The organism is Leifsonia shinshuensis, assembly GCF_031456835.1.
Taxonomy (GTDB): domain Bacteria; phylum Actinomycetota; class Actinomycetes; order Actinomycetales; family Microbacteriaceae; genus Leifsonia; species Leifsonia shinshuensis_C.
The window spans coordinates 46411-67824 of record NZ_JAVDVK010000001.1 but is presented as its reverse complement, the minus strand read 5'-3'; the positions used below and the strand labels follow the sequence as shown (position 1 = coordinate 67824).

Here is a 21414-nt window from a genome sequence, read left to right as displayed (position 1 = left end):
AAATGCTAGCGAGCACCCTCCAGCCAGCGGGAGTACGTCGTGCTCCCGAAGCGCTGGTCGGTGATCGCAGGGTCGTTCCCGGGAACCAGGGAACGGTCGTCGACGGTTCCGCCGAAGTAGCCGGCGGCCGGGTCGGTCACGACCTCGCGGTCGTCGCCGCGAGCGGCGAGGAGCCGGCGCGCGAGCTCGTCGAGGCGGAGCGGCTCGGGACCCGCCAGCTCGATCACGGCGTCGGCGGGTCGCGCGGTCGCCGCATCGGCGAGCGCCGCCGACACGTCGGCCGCCGCGATCGGCTGCATGAGCACATCCGACAGCACGGCCGTGCCACCCTGCGTCGCGCCATCCGTCAGCGCGCCGATGAACTCGAAGAACTGCGTGGCGCGCACGATCGTGAACGGGATGCCGCTCTCGCGCACGATCCGCTCCTGGGCGGTCTTCGCCCGCATGTAGCCGATGTCGGGCAGCCGGTCGGCGCCGACGATCGAGAGCACGACGTGATGCCGCACCCCCGCATCCTTCTCGGCTGCGACGAGGTTCCCGGTCGAGCGCTCGAAGAAGTCGAGCACCGGCCCGTCCTCGAACGACGGCGCGTTCGGGGTGTCGACCACCACGTCCGCGCCGCGCAGCACCTCCGCGAGCCCGGCGCCGGTGACCGTGTCCACACCAGTGGACGGCGAAGCCGCCACGGCGTCGTGCCCCTGCTCGCGCAGCGACTCCACCAGCGGCCGGCCGATCAGCCCCGTCCCTCCGACGACGACGATCCTCATGGTTTCTCCGTTCCGGCCCGTGGTCCGTCCACGGGCTCACCGGCTATGACCGGACAGCGTGCGCCGTTGTGACAACAGTCGCGGCAGGAGCGGCCGTCGCCTTCGGGTTCCGGATGCCGATGGCCGACACCACCGCGCCGATGAAGAGCGCGACCGCCGCCGCGCCGGCCAGCTCGTGGAAGCTCCCCACGGCCGACATCGCGCCTCCGGCCGATCCGGCCAGGGCGACCGCCACCAGGCCCGCGACACGGGAGACCGCGTTGTTCACCGCGGAGGCGATCCCCGAGCGGGCGGTGTCGACCGCCCCGAGGATGGTCGCCGTCAGCGGTGCCACCGTGATGGACATCCCGAGCCCGAACGCGGCGACCGCCGGAAGAACCTCGGTGACGTAGTCGGCGTTCCCGCCGATGCGCAGCATGAGCAGGAAACCGGCGCCCGCGATCAGAGGTCCGATGGTCATGAGCAGCCGGGGGCCCACGCGTCCGCTCAGCCGGCCGAAGAAGGCCGACAACGCGATCAGCAGGATGCTCGACGGGACCATCGCGAACCCGGCCAGCGTCGCCGAGTACCCGGCGCCCTGCTGCAGGAACAGCGCGAGCGCGAAGGTGCCGACCGCCACCCCTCCGTAGATGAACGCGGTCGAGACGTTCCCCACCGAGAAGTCCCGAGCGCGGAAGATGCCCAGGGGCAGCATGGGCTGCCGCGTCCGCCGCTCCCACCACACGAACGCCACCAGCGCGACCAGTCCGAGCCCCGCGGCGCCCGCGATCAGCGGCGAGCCCCACCCGTACCGTGGATGCTCGATCAGGGCGAACACCGGAAGCCCCAGACCGACGACGCCCAGGCCCGCTCCGACCCAGTCGACACGCGCATCCGCCCGACGCGGGGGATCCGCCGGAAGCCCGCGCAGCAGGAGCAACGTGACCGCGATCGGAAGGAGGTTGATGCCGAACACCCACCGCCACGAGAGCGTGTCGACCAGGACGCCTCCGAGAACGGGTCCTGCGATGCTCGCCAGTGAGGTGATGGCGGTCCAGATGCCGATGGCGCGGCTCTGGGCGGCGCCGCTGAAGCTGCTGAAGATCAGGGCGAGCGAACTGGGGACGAGAAGCGCACCCGCGACTCCCTGCATCCCGCGGGCCACGATCAGGACGCCCGCGGTGGGTGCGAGAGCGCACAGGACCGATGCGACAGCGAAGCCGAGCAAGCCCCAGAACAGCACACGACGGCGGCCGAACAGGTCGGAGAGCGAGCCGGCGAGGAGGATCACCGACCCCAGCGTCAGCAGGTAGGCATCCACCACCCACTGCTGCGCGGCGAGGCCACCGCCGAGTTCGCGGCCGATCGCGGGCAGGGCGACGTTCACGACGCTCCCATCCAGGAAGGCGATGAAGGTCGCCAGCACCGAGATGGCGAGCACCGTCCGCTGCAGCGTCGTACTCGGCCGCTGCCGGGCGGATGTGGGGTTGGGCATGACTTCTCCGTTGTGTCGAGGCTCGTCGGGGTCACGGGCTATGACCGCGCAGCAGGATCACTTGTGACTGAGGACGTGACCCACCTCCCCCGCAGCCCGGGCGCTCACGCGTAGACGCTGTTCCAATGCCGCTGCTCGACCGGATCCAGGCGGACCCAGACCACCGAGACGAGACGTCCGGTGAAGTCCACGGCCACGGAGGCGATCGGGGCGCCGGCTCTGCTGATGATCAGTCCGGCCTGGTTGTTCACCGACCGCTCGGTGACCTGGATGCCGTGCTTGCGAGCGAATCCGAGCTCCAGCATCACGGCAGCGTCGGAGATCCCGTGGACCACGCGGACGCCCGAGGGGTCGCCCCTTCCGGAGTCGACGACGACCGACACGTTCGGCGTCAGGAGGCTCCTCAACCGGTCCCGGTCCTTGGTCTCGGCAGCCACGTGCAACGCGCGCACCGCCCGGTAGCGAACCGGCCGGGCCAGCCATTCCCACGTCGACCACCAGCAGTGCACGATCGCTGACATCCGAGTGCCTCCATTCAGACCTGTCCGTCTGCCTTCGCCAACTAGGACCACGCAGACGAGGAATCTGTGACTCGCTGTCACGAAATGGGCGGCGCCGCGGTCAGAGCTGGAGTACGGCAGTTCACACACCGCAGAAGGAGAGGACAGCATGTCCCACATCGTCGTCATCGGAGGCACGGGCCTGATCGGCTCCAAGGTCATTCGGAAACTGACCGAGCACGGTCACGAGGCGATCGCCGCCTCCCCGAACTCGGGAGTCGACACCATCACCGGCGAAGGTCTCGACGGGGTGCTCGCCGGCGCATCCACCGTGCTGGACGTGTCGAACTCGCCGTCGTTCGCGGACGACGACGTCATGGCGTTCTTCACCACGGCGACGACGAACATCATCGCCGCCGCGAAGAAGGCGAACGTCGAGCACTACGTCGCCCTCTCCGTCGTCGGCTCGGATCGCATGACGGACAGCGGCTACATGCGCGCGAAGATCGCGCAGGAGAAGCTCATCCGAGAGAGCGGCATCCCGTTCTCCCTGGTGCACGCGACCCAGTTCTTCGAGTTCGTGACCAGCATCGCCGCTTCGGCGACGGTCGGGGACGAGGTCCACCTCTCCCCCGCCCTGATCCGCCCGATGGCTGCGGAAGACGTGGCGACGGCTGTCGCCCGCGTCACCGCCGGTGAGCCGTTGAACGGGACGCGGGAGGTCGCCGGCCCCGAGGAGTTCGGCCTCGACGACCTCATCCGCACCGGACTGGCCTTCCGCGGCGACTCGCGCACCGTGGTCGCCGACCCCGACGCGCTCTACTTCGGGCAGCGACTGACGGAGGACATGCTCCTCCCCGGACCGGACGCCACGATCTTCGAGACCCGCTTCGAGGATTGGCTGCCCGACAACCCGCCGCCGGCGCCCCGGAGCTGAGGGCCGGCATCAGCTCACGCCGCAGGCTCCGTCGCGCGCCGGGGCGAGCTCGTCGATGATGCGGGACAGGGCATCCGGCAGTTGCGCCACCGCCGCCTCCTTGTCGGCTCCGCTCAGCAGCTGGAGCTGTTCGTCGAGCTCTCCTGTCACGCGATCGACCCTCGCGGCGGAGCTGGAACCGGCGCGGACCTCAGCCTTCAGCGAGTCCTCGATGCCGCTCATCCAGGCGGCCGCTCCGGCCGGGTCGCCATGGTCCAGGCACCAGGAGCGCAGAGCCTCCAGGTTGGTGACGGTCGAGCGGAGGTTCACGCAGCCGGTGGTGGCGGCGGTTGTCGTTCCTCCGTTCGGCTCCCCGGTGCAGCCGGCGAGGCCGGCGGCGAGCAGAGTGGCCGCGACGATCGATACGACGCGTGCGGCGCGGGCGCGCTGATTCATGGTTCCCCCTGTCGACGGTGACATCCCCTCGCGTTCCCTCACGCTATCGGCAGGTCGATCGGCTGGTACAGACCCCCTTCCGCCACCACGGAGGCGACTTCGTCGGCCATCTCGAGGACGGGTTCACTCCGATGGGCGGCTGCCCGGGACCAGAAGCACTTTGCCGTGCCGGCGCCCCGGAGTCCCGGCCGCCTCGAAGGCCTCCCGGCCGCGATCGAGCGGGAACTGCATGGCGACGTCCACCGCCAGCCTGTGCTGAGACAGGAGATCGTCCAGCTCCGCAAGGCGCTCCGTGTTGGCCGACACGACGAAGAACACGGTGTCGACCCCGTACTCGGAGGCCAGCTGCTCGTCCGGCGGGAGCTGCAACGAGACGAGCGTTCCTTCCGGAGCCGCCGCCGCGTACATCCATCGCGGAATCCGGTCGCCGACCGCATCCACGACCACATCGAACCCGCTCAGGCCCTCGGGCTCCTCGCCTCGGGGCACGACGACGACCTCGTCGGCGCCCAGCGATCGCACGCGCTCCACGTCGTCGGCCGACGACACGGTGGCAGTCACCTGAGCGCGAGCCACGTGACCGATCTGGACGAGCATCGAGCCGACCGCCCCGGCCCCACCACGGACGAGAAGCCGCTTCCCGGCCTCCAGGTTCACCTGGTCGTGGAGCGCCTCCCATGCGGTGAGCGCCGGGAGGACCGCGGCGGCGGCGATGGCGGGGTCGACGGAGGACGACCTGTGCCCGATCGACGAGGTGGGGAGGGCCACGAACTCCGCCGCGGCCCCGTTCCGGTTGAAGGGAACCAATCCGAACACGAGATCGCCCGCGGCGAAGTCCTCGACTCCCTCCCCCACCTCGGCGACGGTGCCGGCGAACTCGTGCGAGGGGATGATGGGCGTCCGGTCCACACCGTCCGACTCCCACGTCTCGGGCCAGGTCAGCTCGGGAGCCGTGATGGCTGCCGCTTCGACGCGGACCAGCACTTCTCCCCGCCCCGGCCGGGGGCGGGGAGCCTTCTCCACCACCAGCTTCTCGGGGCCACCCCGCTCGTGCGCCCGGAGTGCGGTCATCCGGCTCGTGTCGCCCTCGATGTCCATCTCGATCACCTTTCCTCAGTCACCTGCGCCGTCGCTCGCGCAACAGGACGTATTACGAGGATGACTCGATCGCCCTCGCGCCACCACACTGAAACCGGACGCGGGCGCCCTCGGCCTTGTGCTCTTCTTCGGCCCGCCAGGACGGCGACAACAGTGAGCTCGCCCTGGTCGCTGAGGTAGACAGTATTGTCCGCTAGGGTTGCGGCGTGAAGCTCGCAACGCCGGCGGTCATCGGCCTCATCGCGCTCTCTCTTGCGGGCTGTACCGCGGCGGCGACGAGCGGGCCCACCCGATCAGCCGTCGCTCCCAGTCCGAGCATGCCCGCCGTCCCCTCGGCACCGGCAATCGTGGAAAAGCTGCCGTCCAGCTGCGACGCGCTCTACGCAGGTCTGACCGATTTCATGTCCGACAACGGTTCGCTGGTCCTCAACCCGGCGTGGAAATCCGGGCCAGGCGTGCCGAGGGCAGGGTTCGGCACCTATGACGCAGCTCTCGGGGGCATGCTGTCGAAGAGCCCTGGACTCATCTGCGACTGGGCACCGGCGACGGGTCCCAGCGACACGTTCCTGACCACGCAACTCCGCCACGTCGACGTTGCGACGGGGCAGGCAGCAACGGCCAGGATGCGAGCCATGGGCTGGTTCTGCGGCCAGGCGTATAGCGGTCAATGGTGCGTGACCAACGACGACAGCACCGGCCGGTCGATCGGCGAATCGCACTGGGTCGGCCAGGGGTACTGGATCGCCTCCAACTGGAACAACGCCGGACCGCGGACCTACACGCCCGAACTCCTGAAGAGACTGTTCGGATAAACCGAGCAGCGCGCGACTAGAGCCCGACCCGTGACCGACCCGAAGACGCGCCGCCCCGAGTTCAAGCTCTGGTTCGTGTTGGGGGTACTGCTGTGGCTTGGTGGTGCGCTGCTGCTGGTGTTCGGTCCCGAAGTGGCTTGGCGGCTTGCCGGTGCGTTCCCGTTCGGCGCAGGCATCGGGCTCTGTCTTTGGGCAGGCTTCCGAAACAAACGACGTTGATGACAGCCGCGGGATGTGCCCTTCAGCTGGCCGCGTCGTCTGGCTTGTCCACGCCTGACTGCTGCCTCCGGCGGCGGCGCTCGAGCAAAACCCCAACGGCCGTCAAACCGCAGACCACGATGGCAAGGACGAGCATGAAAATGTGCCCGCGGTCCGAAGGGTTCGCGATGACAAGGAACGCGTACCAGACAGCGAACAAGCCCCAAAAGCAGGCGACACCGATCTGCCAGCCGAGGTAGTGATCACGAAGCCACCCAAGGAACCCGCGCGCTGACTGAGGCTCTGCCATGCCCGCATGGTACGCCGACCCGGTCAAGCGGTGCCGCGAGTAGAGTTCAGCCCGTGACCGGTGCGTCGTCGAAGAAGCCGTGGTGGATACTCACCTCATCCCGCGCCGGCTCGTGGTGGTTGGCGATTTTCTACACGGCCCTCGCCTACATCGAACCGCTTCTCGCGTTGGGCCGCGGGGACTGGTGGTGGTGGCTGATCGGCGTGTTCTTCGTGGTGACGGCAGCGGTTGCTTGGGTGTCGCTCGTGTGGGTGCTCCGACACCCGACGGCTGGGGTGTCCACACCGTCGCGGGCGAGTGACCCTGACGATGGCTGACCGGCGGCGGCCGTGGTGGCTGGCGTGGACGAACCCGCAGATCGCGTGGTTCCACGCGACGCTGTCCAGCATCCTCTTCGTGTTCTTCACGGCGGTCTGGCTGCCCGGCAAGAACTGGTTCGTCGCCGCTGTCTACGCGGTCCTCATCGTGCTGTGCGGCTACAGCTGGTGGGCGGCCTGGTACCTTGCGAACCGGTGGGGCCGGCGATGATCGACCGCCGAGACCCGCGGTGGAGCGTCCGAATCCTGCTCGGGCTGATCTGGGCGTGCGGGGTCCTCATCGTAGTGACCGGCATCCTCGGGTGGGTCAGAGTGTCCGGGTCACACCAGTGGGCTCCCGCCCTCATCACGACGATCTTCGCCCTCATCGTTCTGGGAAGCGCCGTGCAGCTGACGGTCCTCTGGCGCCGCCGCCGGCGTCAGTCGAAGACCGAATCGGATGTGAGGTCCACCGATGACGAATAGCAGTGAACCGCAACCGGCATGGATCCGCCCGACCATGTGGGCGTCCGCCGGTGTCATCGTCGTTGGGTTGATCGGGCTCGCTGTGATTGCGGCGTTGCACGCGGGGTTGTGGCCCGCCCTGGTCTCGGTGGCGCTCATGCTTACGGCTTTCGTCCTGCTCGGCGTCAGCGGCCGCGCGAACCTCCGCACGGGCGGTCGGCGAGCCGGGGCACCAGCCGACGGCAAACCGTCCGCTGTGAACAAATGGGTCCCCTACGTCGTCTCCGCCGGGTTCCTGATCAGCGGCCTCGTTTACCTCGTCATCGAGATCGTCGGTGGCTCGGGACGGGGCGTGCTCACTGCGCTGCTCATCATCGTTCTCGGCGTCGGCGGGTACTTCGTCCTTCGCAAAGTGTCCGACGACCGCGGGCGATAGTGACGACGTCTCCTGGGGCCACGTGGCCGTCAGCGCAGGCCCAGCGCCGTAATCGTCACGACCAAGACGATTGCGCAGAAGGCTCCGGCGACCAGGGCGGTGTCCCGCACAGCCGAACGGCGCCCGGCTACGAAGTCCTCATTCCGTGCTCACCAGACGCCGAGGAGCGTCAACCCGACCCCGATCGCGATGACCGCCAAGACGATGTAGATCACCCGTTCGTACGGCCGCCACCTGGACACGCCTCGGATAGTACTCGTCGGCTACTGGCCGCGTCTGCGCCGCCGCTCCGACAACGACTCGACCACGAACCCGGCCACGGCGCCCGCGACGAACGACGCCCACAACGCCCAGACCACCGCCGAACCAGACACGACAGCCCACCGCAGAAGCAGACCCTGCACGGCGAGGAACACGAGCACGAAGCCGAACAGCAGCAGGCCTCGCCGGGTTCGGCGTCGACCTTCCGGGGTGGACGGGTCAACGGTCATGGTTATGCTCCGCGGGCCCGGAGCGCCGCCGGAGGAGGCGGGCGCCGTATCCGCCGACCGCGACGCCGGCTGGTCCGGCGAGGAACGCTGGAAGGCGCGGCAGCCGCTCGATCAGGCTCGCACCGTGCGAGTCGGGGAAGAAGATCAGCGCCAGGAAGCCGGCGGCGACGATGAGGAGGCCGGCCGCTATGAGCAGCCACCCCAGGATGGTGTCGCGCCTTTGCCGGACAGCGCTGTGGCGGGAGACCACTACGTCACGCCGCCCTGGCCGGCGGCAGTCAACGTCGTCATCCTCGGGCGGCGTTGTCTTCGATGACGCGCCGGATGGCGGCGACGGCGAGGTGGAGCATCCCACCGAGGACACCGATCGCACCGAGGGAGTTGGCCCAGACGATGTTCTCGGCGGCGTCCCGTGGATCACCGGAGAAGGTGGCGCCGGCGACGTTCGCGGATCGTCGGCTCTTCGGGTTCGGGTGGCTCTCGAGGCCTCGACCGAACGGCTTGCGGTTGCCATAGGCCTCCGCCAGCGCAGGTGGCAGTTCCTCGTCAGGCATGAGAGCTCCTCACAGTTCGGGGGAATGGTAGCGCTGGGTGGCCCAGCGCGCTCAGTCCCCAAGCCTGGGGAGCCGTCCTCGGTAGCGCCGAGGACGGGGTATCGCCACACCAACACCCGCAAATGTGCCTGTAGGTTCCAGGGAGGTTGCGAAAACGGCCTGTTCGTCGGGCTGGGCCCCACGCGCAACCCCAGACGCCGCTCCTCGCAGAGCGAGGCGCAGCGCCCGGGGCCCCTCGCGCGCGGGGACCCCATTAGTCAGCAGCGAGTTCTGAAAAGCCGGAAGGGCACGTGGTCGCTGTGCGACCTCCGTGCCCTTCCGGCTTTTCAGAACGTCGGGCTGACAGGATTTGAACCTGCGACCCCTTGACCCCCAGACATAGAACATGAGTGGAGCGTCTGCGAACGTCTGGCCAAATAGGCGAAATTCTGCGGTTCAATCTGCGTAGTACAGCGCTCCGAGCGGAGCGTCTTGGAGCGTCTACCTCCGCAGTGTGCACACAGGTCCGTGCACAGGAGCGCACAGGACTCTTTTACTTGTCCGGAATCGGGAGGCCTGCAGTTCGAAGACGCGCGAGGACCTCGTCTGCAGCTTCTTCGGCGGACTGCCCTACGCTCATGTACTTCAGCGCGTCCACCACCGCGCCGTGCAGTGCCTCGTAAAACTCTGAAGATTCGTGTTGCGCTTCATCCATGCGCATCATTTTGCCCCTAGGGGGTGGCATGCGCGGCTCAACTTCTGTTGCGTGCCCGTGATCTCCTCGATTGCTGCCACGGGTCAAGCGGCCGACTCAGGTGGTCATCTACTTCACTGATGCGGAACATCCACCCGTTGCCCACCCTCCGGCCCGGCACTGTGCCCGTCTGTGCCCACCGTCGAACGGTGAAGACCGACTTGCCCAGGTGCGCTGCGAGCGCTTCGCTGTCCACCCACGGCTCACTCTCCATCAGCAAGCGCCCCAAGCAACACCCGCAGTAGGCGGGAAGGATGCATGCCCAGCACTCGCGCGGCAGAGTGCACTTGCGCGACAGTAATCCGGTTCGTCATTCCGGCAGTCTTACAGGCCGGGCCAGCCGTGTTGACCACCTTTGGTCCACATGGATTGAACGTCGTCCAGACGGGTAGAGAACTGCCCCCGAACTGGGTGCGAGCACGGATGGCCAAGAGTTGAGGATCGCTCTACTCTGCGTGCATGGATGAAGTACCGCAACAGCCACCATCAGCGACGGGCGAGAACACCCCTCCTCCGTCGCCGAGGCCCGCACCCCTCCCCCGATGGCTCTTGCCCCTGGCGACTGGCATTGCCGGCTTGCTTCTAGGCATAGGCGTCATGGGCGGGGCCTGGGCCGTTTCATCAGCGACGGCTGGCGCCGCTCACGCTGCTGCACAGCAAAAAGCGAAGGCTGCCGCAGCCAAGAAGGCGGAAGCGCAAAAGTCGGTCCTGAAAGACGCACTATCGGAGTGCGGGTTGATGGCGAACGACGACGCGGAGTTAGCGGACAGCGGCTACACCCTGACTGTGAACGGGGAGGGAGATGAGGACTACAGCGGCCTGAGCATCGAAGATGAGGCCTGCCTTTTGCGTACCCTCAACGCGCCTAGCGCAGTTGTGTCCCACATCGACCAAACGACCTCACTCGACGGGCGTCAGAGCGAGACGTGGAGCAACGTCTCCTTCTCGTGGACCTACCACCCTGACCGCGGGCTCGACGGCGTCTTCACGGTTTCGAAATAGCGCGCCGGAGCGAAAGTTGGACGATGCTTGGTTTGAGTACCTGCGATTAAGTCTTCCGGACGGTGAAACGCTCATCAGCGACCCGATAGAGGCCGAATTCCGCCTGGAAGGGGACGCGTTGATTCATGGAGCGATGGGACTAGGGAATCGAGCCATCTACTTTTCCAGGGAGGCGGGCTTCACGGAAATTCACTTGATTGAACGGATTACACAGCCTCGATTGCTTGCCCACGAAGGCGCTTTCGATTGGTTCACCGTCGGCCAGGAGGGCCGCGAATGCAGGGCGGTAACAACCGACGTAGCGCGGTTGCGAAAGGCAACGCGGGGTGGCTGGTAGGAATGGGCTGTGGACTTCTATGGCATCGTCGCAGCACTGATCACGTCGGCTGCCGGCTTGGTTACTGCCATCGCGTTGCTAATCCGAGACGGCGAAGCGTTGCGGCACATAGAGCGGCTTACTGATCTCGCACCCAAGCTCGAAGCGGGTGACGTGCGCACTCAGCTGGAATCACTGCGAGACGAGCTTGCGATGGAATACGCCGTAAGTCGATCCGCTCCGATGCGTGGGCCTTACGCGTTGTACCGGTGGGCCATCGGAGTGGGCGTCGCTTTGCTGTTATTCCTTCTTGCCCCGTCGGTCTTGCGTCTTCCACCAGACGTGGCATCTACCAGCTACTCCATTGCCTCCGTGGCAATGGGTGTGTTCATCGTGATCTTCTTCTGGATTTTCGTCTGGGCGACTATTAGGGGCCTGAAGCGGCGAGGCGCTGTCAGGCGTCGAACTCGGGGTGACGATGCTTCAAGATGTGACGCGTCCTAGGCCCATCCGCCTCGACAGGTACACCTGGCCTGTCTGGTCATCCGCGACTCGGAAGGGTCTGCAACAGGTGAGTCGCGGTGGTGACCATTCCGAAGGGCTTGCCGTGCCTGGTCGGCATTGTGAGGGTCTGCGCTCGCTAGGCTGCTGGCCGTGGCAGTGATTTCCGGGAGTCTGGCGCGAACCAGACAGTGGGACGCGTGGGCAGGGACGAGTGACGACCTCCGACAACTACTTCTCATCGTGGAGAAGCAATTCGACTCGGTTGCAGAGTCTTATGTGCTTCGGGAGACGCAACACCTGAGGGCGCGGATCAAAACACTCAAAAACTCTATCGCCGAGGCAGAGCGCGATATCGCCGAGTCCGAGGCTGAGGATCTCCGTCGCCGGATTGCCGAAGACAGGCTAGCTCGGAACGAAAGCGAGTTGACCGACACTCAGCAGGAACTTATTGACGCGGAAAATAAGGCGCGCAACTCGCTCCGTATACAGGCAGCGTTCAATGACAATGTGAGCACTACGCAAACCTACGTTGGCTCAGCGAGCGACCTGGCAGACGCAGCCGGCGATGTGTTCGCATCTTCGGTGATATTCACCGCGCCTGGCTCGGCCTACTTGGCCGGCGAACGCATTGCTATCGAACTTGCGGTCGACTCAGGCCTCAAACTCACAGTGTCTTCGAATGACGAAAAGTGGGCACGGGCTGCGTTCTCTGAGCTGGAAGATCAGGTCCTTAAGGGGATTCCGAGCTGGAGATATCTCAGAAGCCTTCCGGTGGTCGCTGGCAGCCTGGCTGGCAGCTTCGCGGTGGCCGGAGCTCTCATCGTCGTGGGGCTCTCCAACACGAAGGGTGTTCCTTCTAGCGCGGTCGCCAATATTGCACTGCTCTTTATTTTTGTCGCCCTCTGGGCCGTTGTGGGCATCACCGCACTGGTCAGGCGTATGGTGCCGGCTGTCGAGATTATCCGCGGTGGCCGAAACTCGCGCGGTAGAGCGGTTTGGACGTTCTTCGGGACGGTGATAGTCACAATCGTCTTGGGCGTTCTTGTGAACCGAATTTCCTAGTTTCAATCGTCACGGCTGCGCCAAACAACTGCATTACCCGGGCGTACACCTTCGGCACCCGCACCCAATATTCGCGCTCTGACATGAGCAGATCCTCTCCGTTCACCACGTCAGGCCACCTCGCAGCTCGCGCGCAGCTCTCTTGAACATCCGCTCCGTGACAGCTTGAGCTTTCACGTCGATGTAGTTCGACAGATCGATGCCGCCCTTCGACTGGACCGTCACAGCTACATGCACAGGCTGTGCCCCGAGACCGGCTTGACGGTTCGCCATCTGCGCTACCTGCAAACGGTTCGCGCCACCATTGATCGCCTTCAACAACATGCGGTTGTTCGACGCCTGACGAAACCGGTTCGAGATAACCTCTTCAAGAGGAGCCAACATTGCCGGGATCGAGTCGATGTGCGAGCTGCCACCAGCAGAGAGGGTCATGCCCTCCGCGGCGTGCATGGTGCCGCCGTCACGGTTACCGTGGACCACACGCGGCGCTGGACCCGTCTGCGTGAAAATCTGGTTCACGTGAATGGTCAGATTTCGGGTAATCGCGTCATACGCAGCCTTCAACGCCGCCGCGTCAGCCATCGCCTGCGGGATACCCGAAGTGCTGAAATCCGCGTGCACATCCTTCGGCACCAACCCGTACTGTGTGGCCAATTTCTCCGCCGCATCACGCGACATGCCCGCAGCGACAGCAGCATTCACGAACTGGTCATGAACGGACTGCATTGTCCCGGTCAACTGCTCACCAGAAGCACCCGCCTTCGTCTGCGCGGAACCAACGCAATACCGGACGCTGCAAGGTCATCCAACGCCTGGCGGTTATCGCGGCCTTTTTGCGTGTTCAGATCCAGGGTTGCGCCGTTCTGCTGTAGCGAAGCCGTTGCGTCAGCAGTCGATTGCTGATATTGGATGTTGGCTTGGGACTGGTCAAGATTGACCCGGCCGATGCCAGCGATCTTCTGAGCGAGCTTGTCGGTTGCGTCAGCCGCCTTGTCAGTCGCCGCCCGCATGGCCCCCAACAGATCAACGTTGGTACCGATCTTCGAATTGGCTGCACTTACAGCGTCAGTGTTCTCCTGCTGAATGATCTTCGCCGCAGCGAGAGCCTTGGACTGCTCGCCCAACTGATCACGCACGTTGACAATGGCCCCAGCCGCTTCCTGTTGTTTCGCGGTCATCGCACCCGTCGAGCCACCCGCATTTCCTAGGCTCTTTTCGGCGGCCGCAAGTTGCGCGTTTACCCGCCTCAGCGCTTCCGCGTTCCCGAGCGAAGCTTCAGTCAGATCGGACGTGGAGATACCCAACTCGTGGGCCGACTTGATGGCCCCGGAGTCGTGCAGATTCTTCACCGCAGTGAGGCGAACGTTCTCCTTGATCGCCCCGTTATCCGCCTGCAACGCTTGGGCGTAATCGGAGGCGGCCTGAGACTGGTCCTGCATCGCAGAAACCGACACAGCAGCGACCGCAGCCAGGGCGGTTCTCCTGACATGGGGAGCGCAGCAACGCGCAGAGGCTGACGCCCTCGGGAGCGTGTGGGAAGACACCGGATACGTGTTCACCTACGAGGACGGCCAACCGTTGAAACCGCAGTACGTCACTCGCCTTTTCGACAAGCTGCGGATTCAGGCGGGACTACCGCGAATGACGTTCCACGGCCTGCGCCATGAACGCGCCTCTCTGCTGCTCGCAAGCGGCGCGTAGCTGGGGTTGGTGTCGAAGATGCTGGGCCATTCGTCGGTGGCTGTCACCGCCGATATCTACGCCCATTTGATCGGCCATGCGGCGCGGGAAGCCTCCGAAAAGGCGAACGCATCGATCCCCCGAGCGGCGAGTGCACACAGACTGCACACAGGGCAGGTCTAATCGCCCCTTAACGCAAGAAATCCCGGTCAGACAATTTCTCGTCTGACCGGGATTTTTATTGGTCGGGCTGACAGGATTTGAACCTGCGACCCCTTGACCCCCAGTCAAGTGCGCTACCAAACTGCGCCACAGCCCGTTACCGTCGATCGCGGCCGGAGCCGCGCGAGGCAACTCGACCATCCTACCGTGTCGCAGGGAGGGCTCGCGCACGCTCCGGTCAGATGTCCTTGGTCGACCAGTGGACGAGGGTGGGGGCGCCCTTCGTGCCGCCGATGTCGCAGATGACCACGACGCTGGCGGCCCCCTCCGGCGGCGGGTCGAGCGGGAAGCCGACGATCGCCCGCCAGGTTCCGTCGGCGTTCTTCGTCGGCGGAGTCTTCGGGTTGTACGGCGCCATCTTCGCGTTCGGCGCTTGCGAGACGTAGACCTCCTGCGCCAGCACGACGCACGCCGTCCAGGCGGTCAGCGCATCCATCGGGTCGTCCGGCGAGGCGGACGCCGGCGCGGGCGTCGCCGTCACGGTCGACGTGACGGTCACGGTCGGCGTCGGCGCGGCTGCGGCGCCGGTACCGGCGGCACAACCCGCCAGTGCGAGCACCGACACGATGGCGGTCGCCCCGACGAGGGCGGCCTTCGACGATCGATTCATGTTCCCCCAGTGTTCTGTTGTGCTGCTCCCCGCAGCAGCGTCAGCTTAGAGTCGGTGTCGCCGCCCCGGGGTCACGAAGCGATAACGCGGGCTCTAGCGTGCCGGCAGGGACGACGCGCACCACCCGAAGGCACGCGCATCCCCGCCGGCACTGCGCCGGGCACGCCGAGGGCGCGCGCGGGCGCCTGGGTGCTCCCGCCCCGCAGCGGGAGTCCAGGTCGAGTCGGCGACGGGACACGATGGGGGGAGTCAGCGTCCCGCCGCCGATCCTGGTTCAGCGGCCGGAGCCGCCGATGATCTGGTCGATCTCGTCCTGCGTGAGCGGAGCCCACGGCGACGAGTCGGGGTCGGCGCTGGCGGCCTCGGGGCTGTCGCCCTGCGTCCACCACTTGGCCTCGAAGGGCACGCCGTCGAAGAGGATGCGCTGGCCCTTGTCGTACGCCGCCGTCCCGCTCCACGTCGGGTACGTCCCGGCGGGCAGCGTCGGCTGCGGGATGGGCGTCTCATCCGGCAGCACCGGGCCCACCAGCTCCCACGGCGTCTCCCACGCGTTCAGCACGGGGTTGTCCGGAACGTCGCCCTTAGTCCACCACTTCGCCTGGTACACGTTGTGGTGCCAGACCACCTTCGCGCCCTTCAGGTACGAGTTCTTGGTGGCCCAGATCGGGTAGGGCGAGGTCGCCGGGTCGTCCGCGGCCGCGGTCGAGGTCGGCTCGGCGGTGGTGACCGCCGACTCCCCCAGCGAGATGTGGCCGTCGAAGCCCTTCGCCAGCACGCCCGCGAACGTCTTCTTGCCCTGCGAGACGCCGCTGCACGCATCCGACACCGCGGTCAGGTCGACGTAGTTGGAACCGCACGTCTTGTCGCGGTTCGCCGACCACATCGACATCCGGCCGAGACCGTTCGACACGGCCCAGCTGTTGAAGGATGCGGCGTCGGCGAGCGAGAAGACCTCGCCCGGCGTGTCGTTCTGGCCGATCATCGGGGTGGCGCCGAGCTTCGCCCACAGGCTGGGGTCGCTCTGGTGCAGCTTCGCCCGGTCGTACAGAACGCCGAGCTGGCGCTGGGCGGCGGAGACGGCGGACTCGGCCGCCTTCGCCATCGACGTCTTCGCGTCCTTGGCGTCGCCGAAGTCCATGGTCATCACGTTGACGCCCGCGATGTCGACCTTCGCCTTGAGCATGGCGGCGATGGCGTCCGTCCCATCCGAGGTCATGCCGGACGGTGCGACGGGCAGCGTCAGCCACACGGCGAGGCCCTTCCCTGCGGCACGGCGCTCCTGCTGCAGGGCGGCGATGGCCTCGGCGCGGCGCTCGGACGCATCCCGGTCGGTGAGGCCGGCGCCCTCCAGGTCGAGGTCGATCGTCCCGATCTTGTAGCGGTCGACGACCGACGCGTACGCCTCCGTCAGCGCCGACGGGTCGTCGCAGCCGACCGCGAGCTCATCGTTCAGCAGGCCGCCGAACGAGACCGCGACCGTGCCGCCCTGCTGCTGCAGCCGGGCGATGCGGCGGTCCAGGTCGAGCGAACCGCGGGCCTCGTCGAGCGAGTAGGCGGCGCCCCAGCTGGGTGCGCACGGGTCCGTCTTCGACGACACGACGAACGAGAGCACAGCATCCTTGGTGGAGGTGCCACCCAGGTTCTCGAACGCGAACCGCGGGGTCGCGGTCACGTCCACGTAGGAGGCGAACCACGGCTTCGCGTCGACGGCGGCGCGGGCGCTCCACCACTGGAAGCCGACGGCTCCGACCGACACCACGACGATGGCGACGAGGGCCGCGCCGATCACGCGCCAGGGCGAGAGGCGCCGACCGCCCGAGGATTCGGGGGCCTGTGCGCGCTCGACGGCGTCCGCGGAGGACGGGGCGGTGGATGCGGCGTCCGGCGACGCCTTCTTCTGCCGGGCCATCAGGCGGCCTGCTTCTCACCGGAGACGGACGAGGACGACGAAGACGACGACGCTGCCTCGGGCGTGGAGCCCGACTCGGCGACCGCGTCGGCCACGTCGCTCTCGGCGACAACGGCGCCGACACCGGCCAGGTGCGGAACCTCCCCGCCCGCGTGACCGTGGTAGAGCACCGAGCGCCAGTTGAGCGACGCCGTGGCGGGAGCGGCCTCCTCGGCCACCCGCTTGCGCGACTTGTCCACGTAGAGCGGCTTCGTCATCCCGAGCCAGATGTCGACGATCGTGTTGCCGATGCCGATGTAGGCGACGATCGCCCAGATGGCGAGGGTGGCGTTGAACGCGGCGAACGCGGCGTTGCCCCAGTTGTGCGCGTTGACGTCGCGCCACAGGGTGAAGAGCGAGAACGCGACGATCGCGAGCGGCGCGATCACGAAGAGCAGCGGCGACGCGGTGCGGTTCTTCACCTTCGGCGTGCGGGCGAACGGGATCTTCTTGCCGGTCAGCGACTGCTGGATCGACTTGAGCACGCCGGCCAGGTTCACGGGCAGCAGGATGAGGTTGAAGCCGTAGATCCGGAAGATGTCGGTGGCCTTGTACCCGCTGTAGCGGAGGTCCGCCGCCTGGCTGATGAAGTACGGCAGCGCGGCGAGCAGCACCATCGGGCTGAGCAGCCGGCCGTCGTACGGGTACGCCAGCAGGAAGATCAGGCCGAAGCTGGCCCAGCTGATCGACGCCATGTAGTTGACGCGCAGCAGCAGCTCGATGCGGGACACGGTCTCACCCCGGCGCTTGCGCTCCTTCACCTGACGCCACAGCTTCGGCAGGATGAGCAGTCCGCCGTTCGCCCAGCGGCGCCGCTGGACGATCAGCGAGCCGAAGTCCGGCGGGGTGGCCGAGTAGCTGAGGCGCTCCGGGTAGTTGGACAGCGTCCAGCCGTGCGTGCCCAGGTCGATGCTCGACTCGGTGTCCTCGATGACCGTGCGGTCCTGGATGTAGCGGCGCACCTCGAAACCGCCGACGAACTCGGTCTCGACGATGTCGTCCAGCGCGCGCTTGCGGATGACCGCGTTCGCGCCCACCCAGAACGTGGCGCCGTAGTACGACTTGCCCTGGTGCAGGATGTGCTGGATGTCGGTGGTCGCCCCGGCCAGGCGCTCGATGCGGGTGCCCGCACCGCGGAACGACGAGTACGGCGTCTGGGTCACGGCGACGCGCGCGTTGTCCGGCTGCTGCAGGAAGTAGGTGAGCCGGAGGCAGTACTCGCGCAGCAGGATGGAGTCGGCATCCAGGGTGAGGAGGAAGTCGCTGTCCGGGATCTCGATGTCGCCCGGGCGGCGCTGGCCGGCGGGGACCGGGGTGAGGATGTGACCCTCCGGCGTCTCCTCGACCCGGTACGTGCCGCCCATCAGGCCGATGTAGGCGTTCAGGTTCATCGCCTTGTTGGCTTCGTGCGAGAGGGACGCCCACTGCTTGCGCTCGAACACGGCGAGGTCGGCGTCGAACGTCCAGGCGAGGCGGCGGTAGAGCTGCGCGACGCGCTTGGCGGTGAGGGTCGCACCCTCGGCGATGGCGGCGGCGACCGCCTCGCCGGTGAGGGCGAGGTCGTCGCCGAGGGCGCGGAGGACCTGGTCGGCGAAGAAGACGTCGACGTGGTCGTCGATGCTGTGCGCGTCCGCCTGCTCGTAGAGCCACTGGGCCGCCCAGCGGTAGTGGTCGGCCAGCTCGAGCGCGGCGTCGTCGGTGGCGTAGACCCCGGCGTCGCCGAGCTCGTAGCGCATGAGCGCGTCGGAGAAGCGGAAGCGCGGCTCGGCGAGCATGGCGCTGATGTCGTGCGCCAGGTCGCGGGTGGCGTCGAGGCGCTCGCGGACCGCGGGATCGGTGGGGTTCGGGTTGTCGTCGAGGAGGAGGACGACGCGCTTCGAGGGGAACTCCTGCAGCGCGGCGGAGAGCAGGGTCATCCGCACGACGGCCGGCTCCTCCGCGTACGACGGCACCAGCACGGTGATGCTGGGCTGGTTCTCGGCGAAGTGGCGGTCGAGCTCGGCCCGCGGCACGCGCACGTGCTTCTGGAACCGCTGCAAGGCGCCCTGCCGGGCGACCAGGTACATCAGCGCCGAGAAGGTGAGGAAGGTGACGACGACCGTGTAGCCGATGGCCTCCATCGTGAAGCGGAAGTTCTGGCTGCCGCTGTCGATGAACTGACGGATGATCGTGGTGACCACGTAGATCGCCCAGAAGAGGACGGTCAGCACGATGGCGACGCGGCTCCAGGTGATCTTCCGGTCGGAGGGCTTCGGGTGGGCCGTCGGGAGCGGTTCGGTGCGCTTCTCGGAGCCGAGCTGGCGCTTTCGGGCAGGGGTGTAGGAGGTGTGAGAACTCATGATCGGGTATGCGTCCTTGAAGTCAGGAGCCCGGCCCTCGGGTGGGCACGGTCGGGTGGCTCCTGGTTGTCCACACTAGTGAGGACAAACCGGGGTACAAATACCCCTCTTGTGGTCGCCCCTTCTTTGGGGGTGCCTTCCCGCGAAGTTGCACACGCCGCGCTGGTGTGTCGCTCTTGCATGGCGACGTTTCCATACATACATACGCATCGAGCCGCGCGGGACCCGGGGAGTGTCGGAGGCCCGGGGCTAGGCTGGCGGCATGCCGTCGCAGCCGTCCCCGCAGCTGTGGCCGCCGGAACTGTGGCGCCCGGAACTGTGGCGGGGCCGGACTGCGCTGGGCCGCGCCGCGCTCGTGCTCGGACTGGTCGTCGGCGTCCCGGTCGCGATCGCACTGGGCCTCGTGCTCGCGGCCCTCGGAGTCGTCGGGGCCGTGCTCGCGGTCGTCGGCTGGCTGATCGGCGCGGCGGCCGCCTGGGTCTGGTTCGCACTGCAGCGGCGGGCGCGCACCCCGTACCCGTTCGCGACTCCCCCGCCGTCGAGCCGCCGCGCCCGGCGTATTGCGCTCAGCGCGCTGTATCTGTCGCTGGTCCCGCGGACCATCGGCGGCACAGCGCGGGTCTCGGGCGTGCTGTTCGCGCCGCTCGCGTTGCTGGCCTCGCTCGTCGGCGTGTTCCGGCCGAAGTGGCGCGCGCGGCCGTACGTCGCGGTGTTCACGCTGCCCGCCATCCTGCGCAAGGTCGTCCGCCTGGGCCGGCGGCGCGGCCTGCTGCGTGACGGCCAGGATGCGCTGCTGCTCAGCTACGACGACTTCCTGGCGCGCGCGTTCCCGCAGATCCGTGACGTGCTCGACTGGTGGAACGACCCGTCGCGCGGCGACGACTACGTGCCGACGCCCGGTCTCCCCGACATCCCCGCCGGACTGCTCGGGCTGCCGCTCGGCCCCTCCCCCGACCCGCTCGGTCAGCCCGGGATCGCCGCGGGCGCGATGCGCCGTCGCTCGGTGCGATCGCTGCGCGAAGTGCTGCTCAGCCAGCGCGAGATCGACGACCTCTGCGACCCGGACCTCGACGACCGGGCGGATGTGGGACTCGTGCGGATCATCGAGGTCGGAGCGCCGGGCTCACGGCGGTGGATGGTGCAGTTCGCGAGCACGAAGTCGTGGCACCCCCGCGCGGGCGCGGCGCCGAACGACCTGACCGCCGACCTGCTCATCGGCGGCGGCGAGGAGCCGACCGTCACCCGGGCGGCGCTCGACACGATGCGGGAGGCGGGCATCCTGCCGGGCGAACCGGTGCTGCTCGCGGGCTTCAGCCTCGGCGGGATGGTCGCCGCCCAGCTGGCGACGACGGCCACCGCGGCCGGCTTCACCGTCACTCATCTGCTGGTCGCGGGGTCGCCGCTCGGCCGCATCCCGGTGCCGGATACGGTGAGCGTGCTGGCGCTGGAGCACGTGCTCGACCCGGTGCCGCGGATCGAAGGTCGCGAGAACCCGCTCAGGGAGGCCGCGGGCGCGCCGTTCCTGACCGTGAAGGGACGCCCGCCGCTGTCGCACGGGTTCCGGATCGGCGAGCTGCACCAGTCGACGGCCTACGCGGACACGGCGGCCGCCGTCGAGGCGGATCCGCCCGACGAGCGGGTGCGCGCGCTCCTGGCGGACGTGGCCGCGGCGTTCTTCACGGGAGCGCAGCGCATCCACGACCACGCCACGGCGCGTGCGGGCGGGCTGCCGCCGCGGCCGTCGGTGCCGCTCTACCTGCACAGCACGGTCGAGGAGGGCATCACCCGCGGCACGCTCAAGCGCACGGTCCGGCGCCTGCCCGGTGTGGTGGCCGTGGATGTGTACCAGTCGCGCAGCGGGTTCGCCACGACGATCCTGTGGAACGCCGACCTGCTCGTGCGCGAACTCGACCCGTGGCTGATCGTCGCGGGACGGACCGCGGTCTACCGGGGACTGCTGTCGCTGCTGGCGCGGCAGCGCGCCGTGGGCATCCACCTCCGGCTGCAGGCCCGCGCGACGCCCGGCATCACCTGGGAGGCGACGGTGCAGCGGCTGACCGACGGGCGCTGGCAGGAGACGGTGGATGTGACCCTCGACGACCGCGCCGACCCGGCCGACGTGGCGCGGCTGTTCCCCGAGGGCACGACGACCGTGGTGGTCATCCACCCGCCGGACGCGTTCGCCCCCATCCTCGACGTCGCCCGCCAGCGCTGAGCGGGGGTGC

General features: G+C 67.6%; 27 protein-coding genes and 1 tRNA gene. 11 read left to right on the top strand and 17 right to left on the bottom strand.

The features are described 5' to 3' along the window. Nucleotides 1–5 precede the first annotated feature (5 nt). From J2W45_RS00385 to J2W45_RS00375, 3 genes are all read right to left on the bottom strand, one after another. Complete coding sequence (locus J2W45_RS00385) at nt 6–767, bottom strand: SDR family oxidoreductase (protein WP_310128056.1); 762 nt, start codon at nt 765–767, stop codon at nt 6–8. 43 nt (nt 768–810) lie between these two features. After that, complete coding sequence (locus J2W45_RS00380; protein ID WP_310128055.1) at nt 811–2241, bottom strand: MFS transporter; 1431 nt, start codon at nt 2239–2241, stop codon at nt 811–813. 104 nt (nt 2242–2345) lie between these two features. Further along, entirely contained in the window at nt 2346–2762 is a 417-nt protein-coding gene (locus J2W45_RS00375) for a sigma-70 family RNA polymerase sigma factor family protein (protein ID WP_310128054.1), read from the bottom strand. 148 nt (nt 2763–2910) lie between these two features. Between J2W45_RS00375 and J2W45_RS00370 the strand changes: the two genes are divergently transcribed. Beyond that, nucleotides 2911–3678 carry an SDR family oxidoreductase gene (locus tag J2W45_RS00370; RefSeq protein WP_310128052.1) on the top strand — a complete coding sequence of 256 codons (768 nt, stop codon included), beginning with the start codon at nt 2911–2913 and terminating at the stop codon, nt 3676–3678. 9 nt (nt 3679–3687) lie between these two features. Here J2W45_RS00370 and J2W45_RS00365 read toward each other — a convergent pair whose 3' ends face one another. Then, the gene (locus J2W45_RS00365; RefSeq protein ID WP_310128050.1) at nt 3688–4113 is read right to left on the bottom strand and encodes a hypothetical protein; all 426 of its coding nucleotides are present in this window, start codon (nt 4111–4113) and stop codon (nt 3688–3690) included. A 123-nt stretch (nt 4114–4236) separates the two neighbouring features. Beyond that, nucleotides 4237–5211, bottom strand: a complete 975-nt coding sequence (locus J2W45_RS00360; protein WP_310128049.1) for an NADP-dependent oxidoreductase — start codon at nt 5209–5211, stop codon at nt 4237–4239. Nucleotides 5212–5417: 206 nt separating this feature from the next. Here J2W45_RS00360 and J2W45_RS00355 point away from each other — a divergent pair, with 206 nt between their 5' ends. Both J2W45_RS00355 and J2W45_RS00350 read left to right on the top strand, forming a co-directional pair. Then, entirely contained in the window at nt 5418–6023 is a 606-nt protein-coding gene (locus tag J2W45_RS00355; RefSeq protein ID WP_310128048.1) for a hypothetical protein, read from the top strand. Between the two features lie 30 nt (nt 6024–6053). Further along, complete coding sequence (locus J2W45_RS00350) at nt 6054–6242, top strand: hypothetical protein (RefSeq protein ID WP_310128047.1); 189 nt, start codon at nt 6054–6056, stop codon at nt 6240–6242. A gap of 22 nt (nt 6243–6264) precedes the next feature. On the opposite strand, the gene J2W45_RS00345 is transcribed toward J2W45_RS00350, so the two are convergent. Continuing rightward, nucleotides 6265–6531, bottom strand: a complete 267-nt coding sequence (locus J2W45_RS00345; RefSeq protein ID WP_310128046.1) for a hypothetical protein — start codon at nt 6529–6531, stop codon at nt 6265–6267. 53 nt (nt 6532–6584) lie between these two features. Here J2W45_RS00345 and J2W45_RS00340 point away from each other — a divergent pair, with 53 nt between their 5' ends. Genes J2W45_RS00340 through J2W45_RS00325 form a run of 4 tightly spaced genes read left to right on the top strand, consistent with a single transcriptional unit; the run spans nt 6585 to nt 7728 of the window. Continuing rightward, nucleotides 6585–6848, top strand: a complete 264-nt coding sequence (locus tag J2W45_RS00340) for a hypothetical protein (RefSeq protein ID WP_310128045.1) — start codon at nt 6585–6587, stop codon at nt 6846–6848. After that, nucleotides 6841–7059 (top strand): hypothetical protein, encoded by a 219-nt coding sequence (locus J2W45_RS00335; RefSeq protein WP_310128044.1) that lies wholly within the window; start codon nt 6841–6843, stop codon nt 7057–7059. Before J2W45_RS00340 ends, J2W45_RS00335 begins: the two co-directional genes overlap by 8 nt. Next, a complete protein-coding gene (locus J2W45_RS00330) occupies nt 7056–7313 on the top strand; it encodes a hypothetical protein (protein WP_310128043.1) in 258 nt (85 codons plus the stop codon). The genes J2W45_RS00335 and J2W45_RS00330 overlap by 4 nt, the downstream gene beginning before the upstream one ends. A gap of 34 nt (nt 7314–7347) precedes the next feature. Continuing rightward, nucleotides 7348–7728 (top strand): hypothetical protein, encoded by a 381-nt coding sequence (locus J2W45_RS00325; RefSeq protein ID WP_310128041.1) that lies wholly within the window; start codon nt 7348–7350, stop codon nt 7726–7728. 263 nt (nt 7729–7991) lie between these two features. Here J2W45_RS00325 and J2W45_RS00320 read toward each other — a convergent pair whose 3' ends face one another. The 5 genes from J2W45_RS00320 to J2W45_RS18405 all read right to left on the bottom strand — a co-directional run bounded on the left by J2W45_RS00320 (nt 7992) and on the right by J2W45_RS18405 (nt 9720). After that, nucleotides 7992–8219 (bottom strand): hypothetical protein, encoded by a 228-nt coding sequence (locus J2W45_RS00320; RefSeq protein WP_310128039.1) that lies wholly within the window; start codon nt 8217–8219, stop codon nt 7992–7994. Beyond that, nucleotides 8209–8469 carry a hypothetical protein gene (locus J2W45_RS00315; protein WP_310128038.1) on the bottom strand — a complete coding sequence of 87 codons (261 nt, stop codon included), beginning with the start codon at nt 8467–8469 and terminating at the stop codon, nt 8209–8211. Before J2W45_RS00315 ends, J2W45_RS00320 begins: the two co-directional genes overlap by 11 nt. Nucleotides 8470–8506: 37 nt before the next feature. Then, nucleotides 8507–8773, bottom strand: a complete 267-nt coding sequence (locus J2W45_RS00310) for a hypothetical protein (RefSeq protein ID WP_310128037.1) — start codon at nt 8771–8773, stop codon at nt 8507–8509. Nucleotides 8774–9305: 532 nt separating this feature from the next. Continuing rightward, nucleotides 9306–9467: a hypothetical protein gene (locus tag J2W45_RS00305; RefSeq protein WP_310128036.1), complete on the bottom strand. Its 162-nt coding sequence runs from the start codon at nt 9465–9467 to the stop codon at nt 9306–9308. A 37-nt stretch (nt 9468–9504) separates the two neighbouring features. Then, nucleotides 9505–9720, bottom strand: a complete 216-nt coding sequence (locus J2W45_RS18405) for a helix-turn-helix domain-containing protein (RefSeq protein ID WP_396427044.1) — start codon at nt 9718–9720, stop codon at nt 9505–9507. A gap of 245 nt (nt 9721–9965) precedes the next feature. On the opposite strand from J2W45_RS18405, the gene J2W45_RS00300 reads away from it, so the two are divergent. Together J2W45_RS00300 and J2W45_RS00295 are read left to right on the top strand one after the other, a co-directional pair. Continuing rightward, a complete protein-coding gene (locus J2W45_RS00300; RefSeq protein WP_310128035.1) occupies nt 9966–10508 on the top strand; it encodes a hypothetical protein in 543 nt (180 codons plus the stop codon). A gap of 970 nt (nt 10509–11478) precedes the next feature. Further along, complete coding sequence (locus J2W45_RS00295; protein WP_310128034.1) at nt 11479–12390, top strand: tropomyosin; 912 nt, start codon at nt 11479–11481, stop codon at nt 12388–12390. Between the two features lie 102 nt (nt 12391–12492). Here the strand turns inward: J2W45_RS00295 and J2W45_RS00290 are convergent, their stop codons facing one another. Next, a complete protein-coding gene (locus J2W45_RS00290) occupies nt 12493–13116 on the bottom strand; it encodes a hypothetical protein (protein WP_310128033.1) in 624 nt (207 codons plus the stop codon). Between the two features lie 8 nt (nt 13117–13124). Then, the gene (locus tag J2W45_RS00285; protein ID WP_310128032.1) at nt 13125–13829 is read right to left on the bottom strand and encodes a hypothetical protein; all 705 of its coding nucleotides are present in this window, start codon (nt 13827–13829) and stop codon (nt 13125–13127) included. Nucleotides 13830–13920: 91 nt separating this feature from the next. Between J2W45_RS00285 and J2W45_RS00280 the strand changes: the two genes are divergently transcribed. Next, on the top strand, nt 13921–14091 hold the full coding sequence (locus J2W45_RS00280) for a tyrosine-type recombinase/integrase (protein WP_310128031.1): 171 nt from the start codon (nt 13921–13923) through the stop codon (nt 14089–14091). 221 nt (nt 14092–14312) lie between these two features. Here the strand turns inward: J2W45_RS00280 and J2W45_RS00275 are convergent. The 4 genes from J2W45_RS00275 to J2W45_RS00260 all read right to left on the bottom strand — a co-directional run bounded on the left by J2W45_RS00275 (nt 14313) and on the right by J2W45_RS00260 (nt 19189). Further along, nucleotides 14313–14389, bottom strand: a tRNA-Pro gene (locus J2W45_RS00275). Between the two features lie 81 nt (nt 14390–14470). Continuing rightward, nucleotides 14471–14902, bottom strand: coding sequence for a hypothetical protein (locus J2W45_RS00270; protein WP_310128029.1), 432 nt, complete (start codon nt 14900–14902; stop codon nt 14471–14473). A 274-nt stretch (nt 14903–15176) separates the two neighbouring features. Next, nucleotides 15177–16811, bottom strand: coding sequence for a chitinase (locus J2W45_RS00265; RefSeq protein WP_310128028.1), 1635 nt, complete (start codon nt 16809–16811; stop codon nt 15177–15179). Further along, a complete protein-coding gene (locus tag J2W45_RS00260) occupies nt 16811–19189 on the bottom strand; it encodes a glycosyltransferase family 2 protein (protein ID WP_310128027.1) in 2379 nt (792 codons plus the stop codon). The genes J2W45_RS00265 and J2W45_RS00260 overlap by 1 nt, the downstream gene beginning before the upstream one ends. A gap of 262 nt (nt 19190–19451) precedes the next feature. On the opposite strand from J2W45_RS00260, the gene J2W45_RS00255 reads away from it, so the two are divergent. After that, the gene (locus J2W45_RS00255) at nt 19452–21404 is read left to right on the top strand and encodes a hypothetical protein (RefSeq protein ID WP_310128025.1); all 1953 of its coding nucleotides are present in this window, start codon (nt 19452–19454) and stop codon (nt 21402–21404) included. Nucleotides 21405–21414 lie beyond the last annotated feature (10 nt).

What these genes read in the sequence shown, in the direction of transcription:
- J2W45_RS00385 (WP_310128056.1), bottom strand. Translation starts at nt 767, where the DNA reads ATGAGGATCGTCGTCGTCGGAGGGACGGGGCTGATCGGCCGGCCGCTG.
- J2W45_RS00380 (WP_310128055.1), bottom strand. Translation starts at nt 2,241, where the DNA reads ATGCCCAACCCCACATCCGCCCGGCAGCGGCCGAGTACGACGCTGCAG.
- J2W45_RS00375 (WP_310128054.1), bottom strand. Translation starts at nt 2,762, where the DNA reads ATGTCAGCGATCGTGCACTGCTGGTGGTCGACGTGGGAATGGCTGGCC.
- J2W45_RS00370 (WP_310128052.1), top strand. Translation starts at nt 2,911, where the DNA reads ATGTCCCACATCGTCGTCATCGGAGGCACGGGCCTGATCGGCTCCAAG.
- J2W45_RS00365 (WP_310128050.1), bottom strand. Translation starts at nt 4,113, where the DNA reads ATGAATCAGCGCGCCCGCGCCGCACGCGTCGTATCGATCGTCGCGGCC.
- J2W45_RS00360 (WP_310128049.1), bottom strand. Translation starts at nt 5,211, where the DNA reads ATGGACATCGAGGGCGACACGAGCCGGATGACCGCACTCCGGGCGCAC.
- J2W45_RS00345 (WP_310128046.1), bottom strand. Translation starts at nt 6,531, where the DNA reads ATGGCAGAGCCTCAGTCAGCGCGCGGGTTCCTTGGGTGGCTTCGTGAT.
- J2W45_RS00335 (WP_310128044.1), top strand. Translation starts at nt 6,841, where the DNA reads ATGGCTGACCGGCGGCGGCCGTGGTGGCTGGCGTGGACGAACCCGCAG.
- J2W45_RS00330 (WP_310128043.1), top strand. Translation starts at nt 7,056, where the DNA reads ATGATCGACCGCCGAGACCCGCGGTGGAGCGTCCGAATCCTGCTCGGG.
- J2W45_RS00325 (WP_310128041.1), top strand. Translation starts at nt 7,348, where the DNA reads ATGTGGGCGTCCGCCGGTGTCATCGTCGTTGGGTTGATCGGGCTCGCT.
- J2W45_RS00320 (WP_310128039.1), bottom strand. Translation starts at nt 8,219, where the DNA reads ATGACCGTTGACCCGTCCACCCCGGAAGGTCGACGCCGAACCCGGCGA.
- J2W45_RS00310 (WP_310128037.1), bottom strand. Translation starts at nt 8,773, where the DNA reads ATGCCTGACGAGGAACTGCCACCTGCGCTGGCGGAGGCCTATGGCAAC.
- J2W45_RS00305 (WP_310128036.1), bottom strand. Translation starts at nt 9,467, where the DNA reads ATGGATGAAGCGCAACACGAATCTTCAGAGTTTTACGAGGCACTGCAC.
- J2W45_RS18405 (WP_396427044.1), bottom strand. Translation starts at nt 9,720, where the DNA reads ATGGAGAGTGAGCCGTGGGTGGACAGCGAAGCGCTCGCAGCGCACCTG.
- J2W45_RS00300 (WP_310128035.1), top strand. Translation starts at nt 9,966, where the DNA reads ATGGATGAAGTACCGCAACAGCCACCATCAGCGACGGGCGAGAACACC.
- J2W45_RS00290 (WP_310128033.1), bottom strand. Translation starts at nt 13,116, where the DNA reads ATGCAGTCCGTTCATGACCAGTTCGTGAATGCTGCTGTCGCTGCGGGC.
- J2W45_RS00285 (WP_310128032.1), bottom strand. Translation starts at nt 13,829, where the DNA reads ATGCAGGACCAGTCTCAGGCCGCCTCCGATTACGCCCAAGCGTTGCAG.
- J2W45_RS00270 (WP_310128029.1), bottom strand. Translation starts at nt 14,902, where the DNA reads ATGAATCGATCGTCGAAGGCCGCCCTCGTCGGGGCGACCGCCATCGTG.
- J2W45_RS00265 (WP_310128028.1), bottom strand. Translation starts at nt 16,811, where the DNA reads ATGGCCCGGCAGAAGAAGGCGTCGCCGGACGCCGCATCCACCGCCCCG.
- J2W45_RS00260 (WP_310128027.1), bottom strand. Translation starts at nt 19,189, where the DNA reads ATGAGTTCTCACACCTCCTACACCCCTGCCCGAAAGCGCCAGCTCGGC.
- J2W45_RS00255 (WP_310128025.1), top strand. Translation starts at nt 19,452, where the DNA reads ATGCCGTCGCAGCCGTCCCCGCAGCTGTGGCCGCCGGAACTGTGGCGC.